At 70.6% G+C, this 15,603-nt stretch carries 12 protein-coding genes; 9 read left to right on the forward strand and 3 right to left on the reverse strand.

Annotated elements, in window-relative coordinates:
- The first annotated feature begins 427 nt into the window (after positions 1-427).
- The 3 genes from HEP85_RS34690 (at position 428) to HEP85_RS34700 (ending at position 4,588) form a co-directional block, all read left to right on the forward strand.
- A complete protein-coding gene (locus HEP85_RS34690) occupies positions 428-2,347 on the forward strand; it encodes a glycoside hydrolase family 5 protein (protein ID WP_168531469.1) in 1,920 nt (639 codons plus the stop codon).
- A gap of 511 nt (positions 2,348-2,858) precedes the next feature.
- Positions 2,859-3,431, forward strand: coding sequence for a hypothetical protein (locus HEP85_RS34695; RefSeq protein WP_168531470.1), 573 nt, complete (start codon positions 2,859-2,861; stop codon positions 3,429-3,431).
- A gap of 512 nt (positions 3,432-3,943) precedes the next feature.
- Positions 3,944-4,588 (forward strand): hypothetical protein, encoded by a 645-nt coding sequence (locus tag HEP85_RS34700; RefSeq protein WP_168531471.1) that lies wholly within the window; start codon positions 3,944-3,946, stop codon positions 4,586-4,588.
- A gap of 253 nt (positions 4,589-4,841) precedes the next feature.
- Here the strand turns inward: HEP85_RS34700 and HEP85_RS34705 are convergent, their stop codons facing one another.
- Positions 4,842-5,513, reverse strand: a complete 672-nt coding sequence (locus tag HEP85_RS34705) for a hypothetical protein (RefSeq protein ID WP_168531472.1) — start codon at positions 5,511-5,513, stop codon at positions 4,842-4,844.
- Positions 5,514-5,685: 172 nt separating this feature from the next.
- On the opposite strand from HEP85_RS34705, the gene HEP85_RS34710 reads away from it, so the two are divergent.
- From HEP85_RS34710 to HEP85_RS34720, 3 genes are all read left to right on the forward strand, one after another.
- Entirely contained in the window at positions 5,686-6,894 is a 1,209-nt protein-coding gene (locus tag HEP85_RS34710; RefSeq protein ID WP_168531473.1) for a HupE/UreJ family protein, read from the forward strand.
- Between the two features lie 127 nt (positions 6,895-7,021).
- Positions 7,022-9,001: a metallophosphoesterase family protein gene (locus HEP85_RS34715; protein ID WP_168531474.1), complete on the forward strand. Its 1,980-nt coding sequence runs from the start codon at positions 7,022-7,024 to the stop codon at positions 8,999-9,001.
- 75 nt (positions 9,002-9,076) lie between these two features.
- A complete protein-coding gene (locus HEP85_RS34720; RefSeq protein ID WP_168531475.1) occupies positions 9,077-10,153 on the forward strand; it encodes a DUF916 domain-containing protein in 1,077 nt (358 codons plus the stop codon).
- Positions 10,154-10,261: 108 nt separating this feature from the next.
- Here the strand turns inward: HEP85_RS34720 and HEP85_RS34725 are convergent, their stop codons facing one another.
- A complete protein-coding gene (locus HEP85_RS34725) occupies positions 10,262-11,491 on the reverse strand; it encodes a glycoside hydrolase family 3 protein (protein ID WP_168531476.1) in 1,230 nt (409 codons plus the stop codon).
- 631 nt (positions 11,492-12,122) lie between these two features.
- Between HEP85_RS34725 and HEP85_RS34730 the strand changes: the two genes are divergently transcribed.
- The 3 genes from HEP85_RS34730 to HEP85_RS34740 all read left to right on the forward strand — a co-directional run bounded on the left by HEP85_RS34730 (position 12,123) and on the right by HEP85_RS34740 (position 14,761).
- Positions 12,123-12,617 (forward strand): hypothetical protein, encoded by a 495-nt coding sequence (locus HEP85_RS34730; RefSeq protein ID WP_168531477.1) that lies wholly within the window; start codon positions 12,123-12,125, stop codon positions 12,615-12,617.
- Positions 12,618-13,061: 444 nt separating this feature from the next.
- Positions 13,062-13,847: a polysaccharide lyase family 7 protein gene (locus tag HEP85_RS34735; protein ID WP_168531478.1), complete on the forward strand. Its 786-nt coding sequence runs from the start codon at positions 13,062-13,064 to the stop codon at positions 13,845-13,847.
- A gap of 293 nt (positions 13,848-14,140) precedes the next feature.
- Positions 14,141-14,761, forward strand: a complete 621-nt coding sequence (locus HEP85_RS34740) for a hypothetical protein (protein ID WP_369657972.1) — start codon at positions 14,141-14,143, stop codon at positions 14,759-14,761.
- A 77-nt stretch (positions 14,762-14,838) separates the two neighbouring features.
- Here HEP85_RS34740 and HEP85_RS34745 read toward each other — a convergent pair whose 3' ends face one another.
- Positions 14,839-15,408: a universal stress protein gene (locus tag HEP85_RS34745; protein WP_329292338.1), complete on the reverse strand. Its 570-nt coding sequence runs from the start codon at positions 15,406-15,408 to the stop codon at positions 14,839-14,841.
- Between the last annotated feature and the right edge of the window lie 195 nt (positions 15,409-15,603).

Here is a 15,603-nt window from a genome sequence, read left to right on the forward strand (position 1 = left end):
GCGGTAATGATGGCGTGTGCATGCCCAACCAGGCAAGGGCCGCGGAGCCCTCCGCCACATGAACAACTGGCAAGCCCCGAAACGGTGTTCGGGCACCAGCACTTCGTGCCGCACCCTGGCGGATGGCCTTACGGCGCTTCCGGACGTTGTCGCCGATCTCTCGCGGGAGGCGACCCGCACCCGTGGGGGCACACCCTTCCGCGCACGCCTTCACGCGCGGCCCGAACCGTCCCCGGGGGCACTGCCTTCCCGCTACGCTCGGGCCCGTACCTGCGATCAGCGGTAAGGGTGAAGTCCCGTCGCCGCAACCGGTGTTCCGGCCCTCGCCCCCGGTCCAGGAACATGTCGCCGGGCCCCGTACCCCCGAGGTGACATCCGACGCGCACACCCCACCGTCCGTGCACCAACCCCCACTCGCGGAGGTCCCGTGACAACCCACAGACTTGGCAAGTACCTGACATTAGCGGCCGCGGCCCTCCTGCTGCTGGCCACGGCGCCGGGGGCCGTCGCCGCCACCGCGGAACCAGCGGGCGAACCGACGGTCCCCGCCGTCGCCCACGCGGCCGCCACATGGCAACCGCCGCTGTCCACCCGCGGGCGGTACATCGTCGACGCCGCGGGCAACCGCTTCCGGCTCAAGTCGGCCAACTGGGACGGCGCGCAGGGCTCCTGGACCGGCAGCGGCAGCACCGCCGACCCGGCCGACCACCACGCCGGCCAGAACTCCTACGGCATCCCGCTCGGCCTGGACCGTGTCCCCCTGCCCCAGCTTCTCGGCGACTTCCACCGGCTCGGCATCAACAGCGTCCGGCTGCCGTTCTCCAACGAGATGATCCATGGGACGACGCCCGTGCCGGACGTCGCCGTCACGGCCAACCCGCAACTGCGCGGCAGGACACCCCTCCAGGTCTACGACGCCGTCGTCGCCGCCCTCACCGGGGACGGCTTCGCGGTCATCCTCAACAACCACACCAACACCTCCCGTTGGTGCTGCGGCATCGACGGCAACGAACGGTGGAACAGCGGCCAGTCCACCCAGCAGTGGGCGGACGACTGGGTCTTCATGGCCCGCCGTTACGCCGGGGACCCCGGTGTGGTGGGCGCCGACCTCTACAACGAGGTACGCCGTGACGTGCTGGACGACCCCAACTGGGGCCAGGGCGACGCCCACGACTGGTACGCGGCGGCGCAACTCGCCGCGGACCGCATCCTGACCGAGGCCGATCCCGACCTGCTCATCGTCATCGAGGGGATCAACTGGACCGGCCTGCCGGTCGACGGACTGCCGCACGACCGTCCCACCCTCGCCCCGGCACGCACGCTCTCGCACACCCTCGTCGCCGCTCACAAGCTGGTGTACTCCGCCCACTTCTACGGATACACCGGCCCCCACCACAGTGGTGCCACCGGGATCGGCGAGACCCATGACGCCCGCTACCAGGACCTCACCCGCGACCAGCTGTACCAAACCCTCGACGACGAGGCCCTCTTCGTCGCGGAGCAGGGGAACCAGCACTTCACCGCACCTGTCTGGGTCAGCGAGTTCGGTATCGGAGCGGGTGAGACCGGCGCCGCCGCCCGGACGTGGTTCGGCAACATCACCGACTACTTCGCCGACCACGACACCGACTTCGCCTACTGGCCGCTCGTCGGGTGGGAGGGGCACGACGACTGGTCCCTGCTGCGCTACGACACCGCGGGCAACCGGTACGGCATCCTCGACCAGGCCGACTGGCGCGGCGCCGCGTGGAACCGGCTCATGACGTCCCCGTCGCGCACCGGACCCGTCGCCACGGTTCCCGGCTGGCACATGCTCGCCACCGACCACGGCGACTACGTGCAGTCGCTCCGGGTGCGCGCCGGTGGTGACTGGGACCCGGGCGCCTACAAGGCCGCCTGCCCGGACGGCGAGCGGCTGACCGGGCTCGGCCACAGCGGCGGTCGCGGACTGTGCACCGATGTCACCACCGGCGACCTGCGGGCCGCGGGCAACACCCAGACGGTCGTCACCGACGAGCGCTACGTTCCCGCCGGCGGCGACTGGGCCTCCGGATACACCAAGTTCCAGTGCCCCGAGGCGAACTTCCTCATCGGCTACAGCCGTCGCGGCGGCCGGACCTCGGCGGCCCTGTGCGTCCCCGCCCGCATCCCCTTGGGGGGCGCCGGGCGAACGGTGTGGTTCGACCGGTCCGACAACCGGCCCGCCGACGCCGCCGGAGGTGACTTCGCCTACGGCGACCACAAGGGCCAGTGCGCCGACGACGAGTACGCCGCCGGGATCGCCTTCACCACTCGGCTGGGCGCCGACCCGGGCCCCGCGGCCCTCCTGTGCCGCAAACCGGGCTGACCCACCGATCCGTGCCGCGCCGGCGCACCTGTGCGCCCCCCCGTCGTCCGACGCCCGCACAGGTACGCCCCGGGCACCTCGCCGGGCCGCACCATGGGGGAGTTTCCCGGTGGCCCTACCGGTGACAACAGGTACCTGGTGCTCGGCCTTGGGACGCGGCGGGCCGTCGATACCGTGCCGGCGGTCTTGGGTAGCCCGGTCGGGTGAAGGCCGGTCGCGGCGGCCGGTCCGCCGCCCGGCCCGCGGCACGGGGCCCGCCGCGGCGGCCGGTTCCAGGTGCCGTCGGCCCACCTCCCCCGTGAAGCGTCAAATACCCACGGCGGAAGGGCCTTTGGGCGCTCAACAGGTGCGTTCTGGGCGTCGACGGGCCGGGGCCCGTGCGCCCATGCGTCCATTCGGGTGTCTGTCGACGAACTCCTGCGTGTCCGATATTGCAGATAAAGGGATTATCGGTACGTTCACTCACAGATCGGCCGGTGCGGCCGACGTCTCAGAGATAGGGAAAAGCGACATGACCACGCGCAACATTGCGGTGACTGCCACCGTTGCGGCCGCTGCGGCCCTCGTCGCCACGGGCGTCACCTACGCCTCGGCCGCGGCTCCTGAGGCCGCTCCCGCCGTTCAGCAGGTTGCCCCCATGGGTGGCGACAGCGGCCAGTCGAAGGGTAACGAAGGAGGAGGAGGCGGCGGCGACCGCGGTGGCCGCCGCCACTACGAGGGTCGCATCGACTTCAACGAGCGCTCCTACTCCGCCCAGAGCTGGGGCTGCATCACCGTGGTCAGCGGTCTCGGTTCCCGTAGCTTCAACGTCCGCAACGACAGCCACAAGACCGTCGAGGTCTTCCGTGGCGCGACCTGTGACAACGGTTCGCCGCTTGCCACGGTCGGCCCGTGGAGCACCAGCAACGGTGTCGTGCCCTTCCGCGTCCACGGTGGCGTGAAGGTCAGGGACGGCGTCGTGGGCAGCTTCCGCGTCGTCGAGGACCACCACGGTGGCTACGGCGGCGGCTTCGGCGGCGGCGACCGTGGTGGCGACGGTGGCGGCTTCGGCGGCGGCGACTTCGGCGGTGGCGGTCGCGACTAGTCCTCACGGGCAACGTCCGCACCATATGGAGACTCCGGCCCGCTGCAATCGGGCCGGAGTCTCCGGCATGTGGTGCGGGTCCCGGGGGCGTCCCGTGTGGAGGCCTGAACCCGCGGGAAGCCCTGCGCCCGGTTAAACCTGTTACGCCATACTAAGTGTTCTTCGGCCGTTCCGCGTGTCGCTACGCCCGGACCCGGGCATCACGACTCTCCGGCCTGCCTTCGCCGGCCTCGCGTACACCCTCATTCGCAGCTCGGAATCGCCACATAGGATGATTGTTTAGCAGACCATATGCGCGTCGAAGTCCCGGGTCGGGATCTGGTGCTATCACTGTCGATGCATTGTCCATCAATCGTGAGAGCGCTATGAAACTACTGTCCAAGGTATTCAGACAGCCGAAGAACTCGGCTGACGAAGTGATGCTGCGGCTCCTCGAGGAAAGCGCCGAGGACGCGGGATACTGGGCCGGCCGCATGCCGAGGGAAGCCGCCAGGTTGGTGCGGAGGGTTCGGATGTACACCCTCGCCTCGGCCGGGCTCAGCCTCACCGCGGGACTGCTCGTCTGGCCCGCGGTCGCCGAATCCTCGCAGTTCGGCGCCCAGGTGGTCGTCTCCGCGCTGTCGGGATTCGCCGCACTCGTGATCGTCGCCCCGCACGCCAGCGGGCTGAGCGATCGCGCTGACGAAGCCATCAAACTGTGCAGTGCCTACAGCGCCGTTTACGGCGACCTTCTGGCCGCGAAAAGCCGTCTCGATGCGGGGTCCACGGCCGACTTCTCGCACGCGGCGGAAATCTTCCGCCGGTTCCAGCACATTCAGGAGCGCAAGGACGCCCTCGCACTCCCGGCCGGGAACGGGCGTATGACGGGTACGGTCGCCCGGGTCAAGGGGAACGGCCGACCGGCACGGATCATCACCGGCACGGCGCGGAAGGCCGAACTGCCGTCGGCGCCGTATGTCCTGGAGAGCGGCTCGGCGACGGACCGGGAGGACAGGGTGATTCCTCCCGCCGCGCTCGCGCACCCGTCGACGAGCCGGCACCCGGCAGCTCGGGAACTGCCCGATCCCAACCCCTCGACGCCCAACCCCGACATCCCTTCCCCGCACCGGATCCGGAGCCGCGGGGCAGCGCTGGTGGCGAGTCTGCACCGGCGATGACGTGCGGCGCGAGCACCGCGTCCACCGCGACAGGCGCGACAGGCGGCGGTCGGCGCCGGACCGGCGCACCTGGCCTTCCCCGCCGTACGGAAGCAATGGCCGCACCGACCGTACGACCGAGAGGGGAACCGCTCGTAAGGGCCCCCGTTCAGGGAACGGGGGCCCTGGTCGTGGGACCACCTCGTACCCCGCTCCGCCGGGCGTCGGTGGGGCCGGGCGCGGGCGCCGCCGGGGCAGACTCAGGACGAGACCGCTACACCTGGTCGAGCCAGAGCACGATCCCCGTCAGGTCGTGGAGCACGGCCGCCACACCGGCCCTGACGGCGGCCGCGCAGCGCCGGTCCGTGAATGTACGCGCGTCGTAGGTCGACGACATGCCGAGGCCCTCGCCCCGGAAGGACGCGCCCGACCAGTCGACGGCGGTCACGTTCCCGGTGGGCTCGGCCAACTCGGCGCCCACGACGAGGAACTGCTGCGCGAGATGGTTCGGGGTGACCATCGCGAGGGGGTCGATCAGATCGTTGCCCGCGCTGATGACGAGGTCCGGCCGCATGCCGAGGGCCTTGGTGACACTCGGGACGAGAGCGGAGGGGTCCGAGGCGGTGATGGTGCGCAGCGAGACGTGTTCGGCCCCGGCCCAGGCCTTGACCGCGGTGACGAGCGTCCTGGTGGGGCGGTCGTGACCGGAAGTGAGCAGCACGACCCGGTAGTCCTTCGGCGGGTGCACGCCGTTCCAGGAGCCGGGCCGTGGCGTGGTGGTCGCCTCGGGCTGGGGCCGTCGGGCGGGGTCGACGAATCCGGCACCCAGGGCACCTACGGCGGTGGGCCTGGGATGCGGACCTGACCAGTCGTCGCCGGCACCGCATCCGGTGACCAGCGCGGCGACCGCGGCCAGTGCGGCCAGGGCGCTGAGCGGGGGGCGCAAGGTGATCGTCCTTCGGGTGGTGGCGAGCGGAACGCCCCCATCCTGCTATCCCGGGGCGAGGGTTCCGGCCCGGGAAGCCCCGATCGCGCGGTTGTTCTTGTGGGGTTCGCCGACGGGGCGGCGCGAGTTCACCGATGACATGGACGGTGCACGGGAAACCTGAAGGAGCACCATGTCACGACTGTTCCGCCGCGCCCTCCTCGCCCTTGCCGCAGCGGTGATCACTCTCCTGTGCGTCGGCGGCCCGGCCGTCGCCCACGGATTCAGCTCGACCGTGTACGTCCATGTCACCGAAGGGGACGGCGGCCGCCTGCGGACAGCCGTGGACGTCGAGTACGACCTCTTCGTCGTGTCCGCCGCGGACTCCGAGCACGACGATCCGCTGTTCCGTTCCGGCACCGCCGCGTTCGACGCGGGAGACGCCGCCGAGCAGGCCGCGGCCCTGCGCGCTCACACGCGCCCGGCCGTGAAGTACGTGACGGACCGGTTCTCGGTCACCTCGGGCGGGACGGCCTGCCGGGCCACACGCGCGGGTGACTTCACGATCGGCCGTCATGAGGGCGTCCCGTACGCGGGGCTGGTGCTCGACTGGTCGTGCCCGGCGGAGAGTGCCGACCACGTCGTACGCAGCACACTGTTCCCGGACGGGGAGCACTACGTCCGTGACGCCAAGACGATCGTGACCTACGAGGTCGGCGGCCGTTCGGGGAGCGCGGCGCTCGACGGGGAGCACCCCTCCTTCTCGATCGGTCAGGCGTGGTACGAGCGGTTCTGGGAGTTCTTCCGCCTGGGCGCGGAGCACCTGTTGACCGGCATCGACCACATCCTCTTCCTGCTGGCGCTGATCGCCGGTTCGCGGCGCCCCCGCGAGGTCGTCCTCGCCGCCACGAGTTTCACGCTGGCGCACTCGGTGACGTTCCTGCTCGCCGCCCTCGGCGTGGTGGACGTGCCTCCGGCGGTGGTGGAGCCGGTCATCGCCCTGTCCATCGCGGTGGTCGCGGGCTGGTACCTGTGGCGGGTGTGGCGGCGCGGCGGCGCGGCGGCCGACCTCGGGGCGGCGGGAGAAGGTCACTTCGGCCTGGACCGCGCGGGCTGGACCCGGTTGGGCGTCGTGTTCTGCTTCGGTCTCGTGCACGGGCTGGGATTCGCGGGTGCCCTGGGCATCCACGACGCGTGGTCGTGGACCCTTCTGTGGTCGCTGCTGGTGTTCAACATCGGTATCGAGGCAGTGCAGTTGGCCATCATCGGCCTGGTCTTCCCGCTGCTGATCCTGATCCGCCGACAGGCGCCGAGGACCGGTGTCTGGACCACCGGGACGATCTCCGCGGGCGTCGCCGCGATGGGTCTGTTGTGGTTCGTGCAACGCGTGTCCGCTGTGTGAGACCAGCCCAGACATCCTGCGCTGTTCAGTCAACCCGGAGATCGCATTTACCTTTTCTTTACCCTGGGCCGCGAGCTTGACGATCTCCACACCATGCACATCTCCCGTGCACAGAAGGAACACAGCAATGAGATCGAACCACTCCGCGCGGGCTTCCGAGCCCACGCAGCGCCGTATGGCCCGGGGGGCCGCCGCGGCGTTCCTGGGCCTGACCGTGGCCCTCGGCTCCGGCCTGGCGACATCCCCGGCCTCGGCCGCCGGCACCGACGCGGTCACCGGCATCGTCCTGGGCGTCGGCGCCAACGAGTCGCAGCGCACGGTCACCTGGTACACCTCCGCCGACACCGCGCAGAAGGTCCAGATGGTCCCGACCGCGCAGCTCGCCGGCGGCGACTTCCCGGCCGACGCGGCGACCTTCGACGCGACCGGCAGCGCGAACATCGCGACGAGCGGCGGCTTCAACCGCCACGCGACGATCACCGGCCTCAAGGAGAACACCGCCTACTCCTACCGGGTCGGCACCGAGGGCAACTGGTCCTCGGCGTACTCCTTCAAGACGCAGGACTTCGAAGGCAACTACGACTTCCTGTTCTACGGCGACCCGCAGATCGGCTCGTCCGGCGACCTCGCCAAGGACCAGGCCGGCTGGCAGGACACCCTGGACGTCTCGCTGGCCGCCAACCCGAACGCCGAACTCCTGGTGTCCGGCGGCGACCAGGTCGAGACCGCGAACACCGAGTCCAACTGGAACTCGTTCCTCGCTCCCGACAAGCTGCGCCAGTACCCGTGGGCCGCCACCATCGGCAACCACGACGTCGGCGGCAAGGCGTACGAGCAGCACTTCACCACGCCGAACACCGACCGCTCGGGGTCGTACTACTCCAACGGCAACCCGGCGTCGAACACTTCGGGCGGTGACTACTGGTACATCTACAAGGATGTGCTGTTCATCGACCTCAACAGCAACAGCTACAACCCGGCCACCGGGGGCGGCGGCGACGCGGCGCACGTCAACTACGTCTCCGACGTCATCAACAAGCACGGCTCCGAGGCCAAGTGGAAGGTGCTCGTCTACCACCACTCGATCTACTCCCCGGCGTCCCACGCCAAGGACGGCGACAACAAGACCCGTCGTACGGACTTCCCGACCACCTTCTCCAAGCTCGGCGTCGACCTGGTGCTCCAGGGTCACGACCACAGCTACTCCCGCAGCTACCTGATCAAGAACGGTGAGAAGGCGGACCCGGCCGAGCAGCCCGGCGCCGCCGACGTGTACCCCGGCCCCGGTGGCGTCCTCTATGTGACGGCCAACTCCTCCTCGGGCTCGAAGTACTACGACATCACCGCTCCGGACAACAGCGGCACCAGCGGTGCGGGCAACGGCGCCGACCCGCTGAACCCGAAGAACTACTGGTACAACTCGGTCCAGAACCAGGAGCACGTCCGCTCCTACGTCAAGGTCCAGGTGCGCAACGACAAGCTCGTCGTCGAGAACCTGCGCAGCGGTACGTGCGCGGCCCCGAACTCCGAGGTCGAGCACGGCCTGTCGTGCAGCAACACCACCGCCGACCAGCCGGTCGGCTCGACGGTCGACAAGGTCACCGTGCACCCGTTCCACGGCGACAAGCAGGACCTCCAGGTCAACGTGCCCAACCCGGCCCCGGGCGAGTTCGGCTGGACGATCGACGGTTACAACGGCCTGGTCGACCTCGGCACCGCCAAGGAGCAGGACGGCGACCACTTCACGGCGACCGGCAAGATCAACCCGCTGCTCGTCTCCGACAGCCGCCGTTCGCTCGCCCCTTGGTCCATCTCGGCCAACGTGGGCGACTTCCGGGACGCCGACAAGACGTTCTCGGGCGCGAACCTCGGCTGGACGCCGTTCGTCCTCGACGGCGGCGCGGGTGCCAAGGCCGGTGACCCGGTGGCCTCCGGCTACGACGACCACGGTCAGGGCCTGGCCCTCTCGCGTGCGCTCGGTTCGGCCGAGCAGGGCCACCCGCGTGGCGAGGCCCGCCTCGGCGCCGACCTGGATCTGAAGATCCCGGACAGCGTCGAGAAGGGTGGCTACCGCGCCACCCTCACGATCACCGCGCTCAGCAGCTGATCCGACCCGTTCCACCGGGCGGGGTGGGCACCTTCCCGGTGTCCGCCCCGCCCCCCTCCCCAGGAGATCCCCGACATGCACCCGCCCGTATCGCGCCGTACGACCACGGTCACGGCACTCGTCCGCGTCGTCACCCTGACCCTGCTCACGGCCTGCGCACTCGTCGGCCTGCGGGCCGTCCCCGCGGCGGCCGACGGCGACGTCACCTGGACGGTCAGGACGGCCGCGAACGGGTACGGCGACGACCGCTCCAGCTTCAGCTACGGGGTCAACCCCGGTGGCCGGATCAAGGACGCCATGGTCGTCGCCAACCACGGCAAGGCGCCGCTCACCCTCGCGGTCTACGCCGCCGACGGGTTCACCACGGACACGGGTCAACTCGACCTGGTCACCAAGGACAAGAAGTCGGTCGCCGTCGGCAGCTGGGTCCACGCCGACCACGCCACCGTGGTGGTCCGCCCCGGCAAGTCCGTCGAAGTACCGTTCCAGATCGCCGTGCCCGGCAACGCCTCTCCCGGTGACTACGTGGGCGGCGTCCTCACCTCACTGCGGCAGTCCGACGACGCGCAGGGCATCAACGTGGACCGGCGCCTCGGCATCCGGGTCAAGCTCCGGGTCAGCGGTGAACTGAAGCCGCGTCTCGCCGTCGAGGACCTCAGCGTGGACTACACCGGGACGGCCAACCCCTTCGGCACCGGCGACGCCACCGTCACGTACACGATCCACAACACCGGCAACGCCATTCTGTCGGCCCGTCAGACCGTCTTCACCACGGGTCCCTTCGGATGGTGGCGGACGGACGCGGGCACCGTCCCCGCGCCTCCGGAGCTGCTGCCGGGCGAGCACTGGAAGGTCAAGGTGCCCGTGCACGGCGTGACCCCCGGCGTCCGGCTGACGGCGACCGTGAACCTCGTCCCGCTGCTCACCGACGCCTCGGGTTCCACCACGTCGCTCAAGCCGGTCCTGGCCACCGCGGACACCTGGACCGTCCCCTGGTCGCTGCTGCTGCTCGTCGTGCTGGTGGCCACCGCGGCGGTCGGCGCCTTCCTCCTCGTGCGCCGCGGCCGGGCCCGGCGCACGCGGCGCGAGGACGCGCGCGTCCGTGACGCCGTCGCGCAGGCACTGAACTCGAAGAAGGAAGAGGTCGGGTGAACGCGGCCAGGTCGGTTCCCACCGCGTCAGCGGTGGGGAACCGACCTGGCTACGACCTCATCCGTCGCTCCGGTGGCGGGAGTTGGGGACGCCACCCCGATCGGGCGATCAACCGCAGGTCAGCAGGCCCACCTTCTGCTTGGCGGTCAGGACGCGATGGACGCTCTGGTCCATCTGGGTGCGGAAGGCCGAGCTCTGCGCCATCCGCGCCGTCACGGCCTTGGTCATGGCCGGGACCTGGTTCGGCTCGCCGGCCAGCACCAGGTCTCCGCCCGCGGAGAGGAAGTTCAGGGCCCGGTCGGCCGGGGGTACGGTCTTCACCGCCACCGCGTTCCCGAGGTCGTCCGAGACGACCACGCCCTTGAAGCCCATCGTCTTGCGCAACAGCCCCTGGATCACCGTGGAGGAGAACGCCGCCCGGTGCTTCGAGTCGATCTTGCTGTACGTGGCCGAGGAGATCATGACGAACGGCGCGCCCGCCTTGATCCCCGAGCTGAACGGCGTGAGGCTCGAACTCTTGGTCGTGGTCACCGTGTCCACCACGTTGGCCGTGGTGTCGGTGTTGCCGCGCACGTTGCCGAGTCCCGGGAAGTGCTTCAGCGTGGCCAGCACGTTGGACTGGGCGAAACCCGCGGCGAACGCGTTGGTGTGAGGCGTCACCGCCGCGGCCGTATGGCCGTACTCGCGGTCGTACCGGCCGATCGGCGCGTTGTTCCTGCCCAGGCTCAGCGGCACGACGTCGGCGACGGGCGCGAGGTTCAGGTTCACACCGGCCGCCTTGAGCTGCTTCGCCCATGTGGCGGCCTCGGCACGAAGCTTCGAGGTCGACCAGCTTCCCTGCACCAGCCCGCTCGGTATGGTCGAGAACCCGGGGCCGGACAGCACCTGTACCTGGCCGCCCTCCTGGTCCGTGGACACCATCAGGCCCACACGATGCTTCGACACCGTGTCGGCCTTCGCCTGCAGGCTGTCGACCAGGGACTTGGTCGCCTTCGTGCCGGCCTTGCTGCGTCCGGCCAGGAAGACCGACCCGACGTGGTACTGCCGCAGGACCTGGATCCGCGCCTGATCCGGTTTGGAGGCGGTGATGCTGCCCATGAACAACTGGCCGACGCGTTGCGGCCCGGTCATCGCCGAGTAGACCTTGTCGACACAGCTCGCGGCTGCCGCCTCGGGCGATCGCGACGCGGCCGAAGGGTGCGAAGGGTACGTCACACCCAGGCTCGCGGTCGCCAGTGACAGTGCCAGCAGCGGGACGGGCCACAGGGCCTTCCTGCCCTTCGGGCCGCGGGACGGCGCTCGCCGTGATCCATGGGTCGGCGCCTGCTGCGATGTCATGCGGAGCCCCTTCCGGTACGCCGGACCGCGGACACGGGCGCGATTGGCTCGGCCGTCGACGGCGGTCACGCGGCCGGCACAACTGAACCAGCACCACCAAACGTACAACGATCCGATCGCGTTCGCCTCTGCGCTGGTGTATTGGGCGACTGAGGTGCGGGGACGTCGTGAGGGGCGGAGTGACTCGGAGGCCGGTATGAGTGGATTTGGCCAACTCGGTTTCGAGTAAGCGGAATTGGGTCCGCGCTCGAAGCGCGGGCGCCGTGGCGCCCGTGGTGGCCGTCGGGCGTGCGGGAGCCGCTCCTCTGGGTGGCCGGGGGCGTTGCCGTCATGTGCTCGCCGCGGAACCGGCCGCACCCGGCGGCTCGGGTTCCGTGTGTGTCGACGTTCCGCCTTGTTCGACTCGCCCCTCTCGGCCGGGTCGCCGGGAAGCGCCAACTACGGCTGCCGCAGCGCTGATTGTCGAAGTGTCACCTGGGCGGACCGGTGGGGGTGAACGGCGTGTGGTGGTCCAAACGGGTGTCTGCCACGGGACTTCTGCGTGTCCGATATTCCGGATAAAGGGATTATCGGTACGTTCTCTCGCAGGTCGGCCGGTGCGGCCGACGTCTCAGAGATAGGGGAAAGTGACATGACCACGCGCAACATTGCCGTGACGGCCGCTGTCGCGGCTGCTACGGCCCTCGTCGCCACGGGCGTCACCTACGCCTCGGCCTCCGCGGCTCCTGAGGCCGCCCCCGTCGTCAAGCAGGTTGCTCCCATGGGTGGCGACAGCGGCCAGTCGAAGGGTAACGAAGGAGGAGGAGGCGGCGGCGACCGCGGTGGCCGGGGCCACTACGAGGGTCGCATCGACTTCAACGAGCGCTCCTACTCCGCCCAGAGCTGGGGCTGCATCACCGTGGTGAGCGGTCTCGGTTCGCGTAGCTTCAACGTCCGCAACGACAGCCACAAGACCGTCGAGGTCTTCCGCGGTGCCACCTGTGACAACGGTTCGCCCGTCGCCACGGTCGGTCCGTGGAGCACAAGCAACGGTGTCATGCCCTTCCGTGTCCACGGGAGTGTGAAGGTCAGGAACGGCGTCGTGGGCAGCTTCCGCGTCGTCGAGGACCACCACCGCGACTGGTAGTGAAGGCGTCACCGCGCCATCCGCACCGCATGGAGAACCCGGCCCGCTGCGATCGGGCCGGGTTCTCCGGCTTCACGCCGAACGTGACCCCTCCGAGGAGATCGACGGCGTCGCCGGAGCGGACCGATGTCGCGATCGAGCGGTTCGCCGTCCGCCCTCCGCACGAACCGACCGCGGCCCGTCCTCCCCCGGGGAGGGCGGGCCGCTGTGCGTTCGCCCCGGACCCCCTCGGGTGTCCCTGGTGTTCGGCCGGTGGGATCCGGGGGTGACCGGCCGGCCGGTCGGCGGGAGGGGCGTGAACTCCGTGTGTGTCAGGGCCCGTTGACGGCCGAGCCGGGTCGTGTTACTCAAGTGGGACGTCCTATTGGACTAGACCTAGTTCGATCGCTCCCTCGCGTCATCGCTCCGCCCCTTCATCGCTCCGATCGTCGAAGGACCCCCCACATGATCCGTTCCAAACTTCTCGCGATAGCCGCCGCCGCGGGCATGGCCGGCACTCTCGCCCTGCTCGGCACCGGCAACGCCACCGCCGGAGTCCTGGCGGACCCGTCCGTGGCACCCGGCGGCAATTTCGACCTGTCCGTCTGGCAGCTCCAGGAGCCGGTGGGTTCGCCCGGCTCGCCCACCACGATCCCGTCCTCCCGGCTCCAGGGGGCGAACGGGTTCCAGGACTCGTACTTCTACACCGACACCCGTGACGGTGCCATGACGTTCTGGGCGCCGGAGAAGGGCGTCACGACACCGAACTCCAACTACGCCCGCTCCGAGCTGCGGGAGATGAACCGCAGCGGCAGCGCGGCGAACTGGTCGCTGAGCGGTACCCACCGGATGAGCGCGACCCTGCGCGTGGTGTCGGTGACACAGAACGTGTGCGTCGGACAGATCCACCTCGGCACCGGAGGCAGCTCCACCAAGCCGCTGCTGGAGCTGTACTACCACTCGAACGGGGACATCGTCCTCGGCACGGAGAACTCGCCGTCCGGAGGCCAGACGACCCACACGGTCGGCCATGTGTCGATCGGCAAGACATGGAGCTACACGATCGGCGTCTCCGGCGGCCACACGATCGACCTGACGGTCAACGGCACCACCACGCACTACTCCATTCCGTCGTCCTTCGACCCGTACAAGCAGTACTTCAAGGCGGGCTCGTACAACCAGTCGTCCTCCGACAGCACCACGAAGGGCGCGCGTGTCGCCTTCTACGGGCTGACCGTCTCCCACAGCTGAGCGGACCGGGCCGACCGCCGGAAGGTGAGGCGCGCCCGGTCCACACAGGTGCCCGGCCGGGGATTCCCGGCCGGGCGTCGCGCGCGTACGGCTGGCACGCCCCGGCCCCGCCCGCCGGGACGTCGCCCGCCGCGCCCACGGTCCGCCGCGGGGCCGCGGGGCCGTCGGTGGGGTCGTCGTCCTCGGTGTCATCGGTCCGCCTCTCCCCGCCGAGAAGAAGCTCAGCGCGGCGGTGAGGACGGAGGTCACGGCCAGCCGTACGACCCGGTGACGACTTTGCCCTCTCCCACTCCGTGTGGCAGGCGCGGACCGCGGCCCGCGCCGAGCGGAACCGGCTGGCCGTCCGGCTGCGCGACGCGGTGCTGCACCGGACGTCGGCGCTCGTCGAACTCGCCCACCGGGGACGGCTGGAGGAGGTGTCCGCGGAGGCCCGCACTGCGCTGGCCGCCGTGCGGGAACTCCTGCACGGCCTGGAACACGGACCGGAGTCCGAACGGCGGCTCGCGCCGCAGCCGACGGGCGCCGACCTCGTCGCGCTGTGCCGTACGCAGGGTGCCTCGGGCCGCGAGGTGACACTGCGCGGGACCCTCGAATCCGCCGCGGGACTGCCGGCGTCGGTGACCCTGACGGCGTACCGGATGGTGGAGGCCGCGCCCTGCGCGGGCGACCGGGGGCCCGCGCGGGTGCGGCCGCGGCGTCGACGGGGAGCGCTGCACCTCACGGTCACCGGCGTGCGCCTGGCGGTGCCGGGTCCGGTCGCGGAACGCCTGCGGGTGCAGGCCACCGCGGCGGACGGCCGGCTCACCCTCGAACCGGCCGGTACCGTACGGGTGTTGCTGCCGCTGCCGCTGCCGCTGCCGGCCGGACCCGGTCCGGCCCACGCCCGGGAGGTGTCCCCGTCGCCACACGTGTGATGGTCGGCGAGGCCGGGGACGGGGCGACGGCCGTGTCGCTCGCCGACCGTCAGTCCCCGACCGTGAGTCCCCGACCGTCAGGCGTCCGGCGGTACGGTCTCCTCGGCCGTCTCCGCCAGGCGCCGGGTGTCCAGGCGCAGGCGCCACAGGTTGCGCCGGTGCGCGCTGGTCAGTTCCGCCTCCAGTGGGGACGGCGGCACCGCGAGGACCGGGCAGACGGCGTGGGCGAGGCAGTAGCGGCTCACCGAGCACGAACAGAGCCGGTGCCAGCTGCTCCGCCGGCCGGCGCCGACGACGAGGAGGTCGTTGTCGCGGTCGGCGCTCTCCACCAGCGCGCGGCCCGCGGTGCCGCGCGCGACGAGGGCGCGCATCGGCACCCCGGGTCCGGCGTGCCCGAAGGCGTGGTCGAGCGCGGTGAGCAGGTTCCGCCGCGCCAGCCGTTGCCACTCGTCGAGCAGCACGTACGAGGCCGGCGTGCGGCGGGCGGCGAGTTCGCCGCCGGGCGGTTCCCAGGCCAGGACGGGCCACAGCTCGGCGCTCCGCCGCCGGGCCTCGTCCGCGGCCCGGCACAGGGCGGTGAGGCTGCCGAGGGAGCCGCTGACCCCCACCACGACACGAGCGGCTGCGGGGGCGCCGGAATCAGACATGACTCGACCGTTCTTCGCACGCGTCCACGGGTCCCTCCCGCGGGCGGTCCGCGGGGGACCGCTTCCCATTGCACTCCCGGCCCGGGGCGCTCCGACACCCCGTACGCCCCTTTTTGTCGCGCTCCTGACGGCCTTCCCCCGAGCCGGTCGTCCCCCGCGTCAGTATCCCGTCAGCGTCGGCTCGATGACCGTCAG

The sequence above is a fragment of the Streptomyces sp. RPA4-2 genome (genome assembly GCF_012273515.2).
GTDB lineage: Bacteria > Actinomycetota > Actinomycetes > Streptomycetales > Streptomycetaceae > Streptomyces > Streptomyces kaempferi.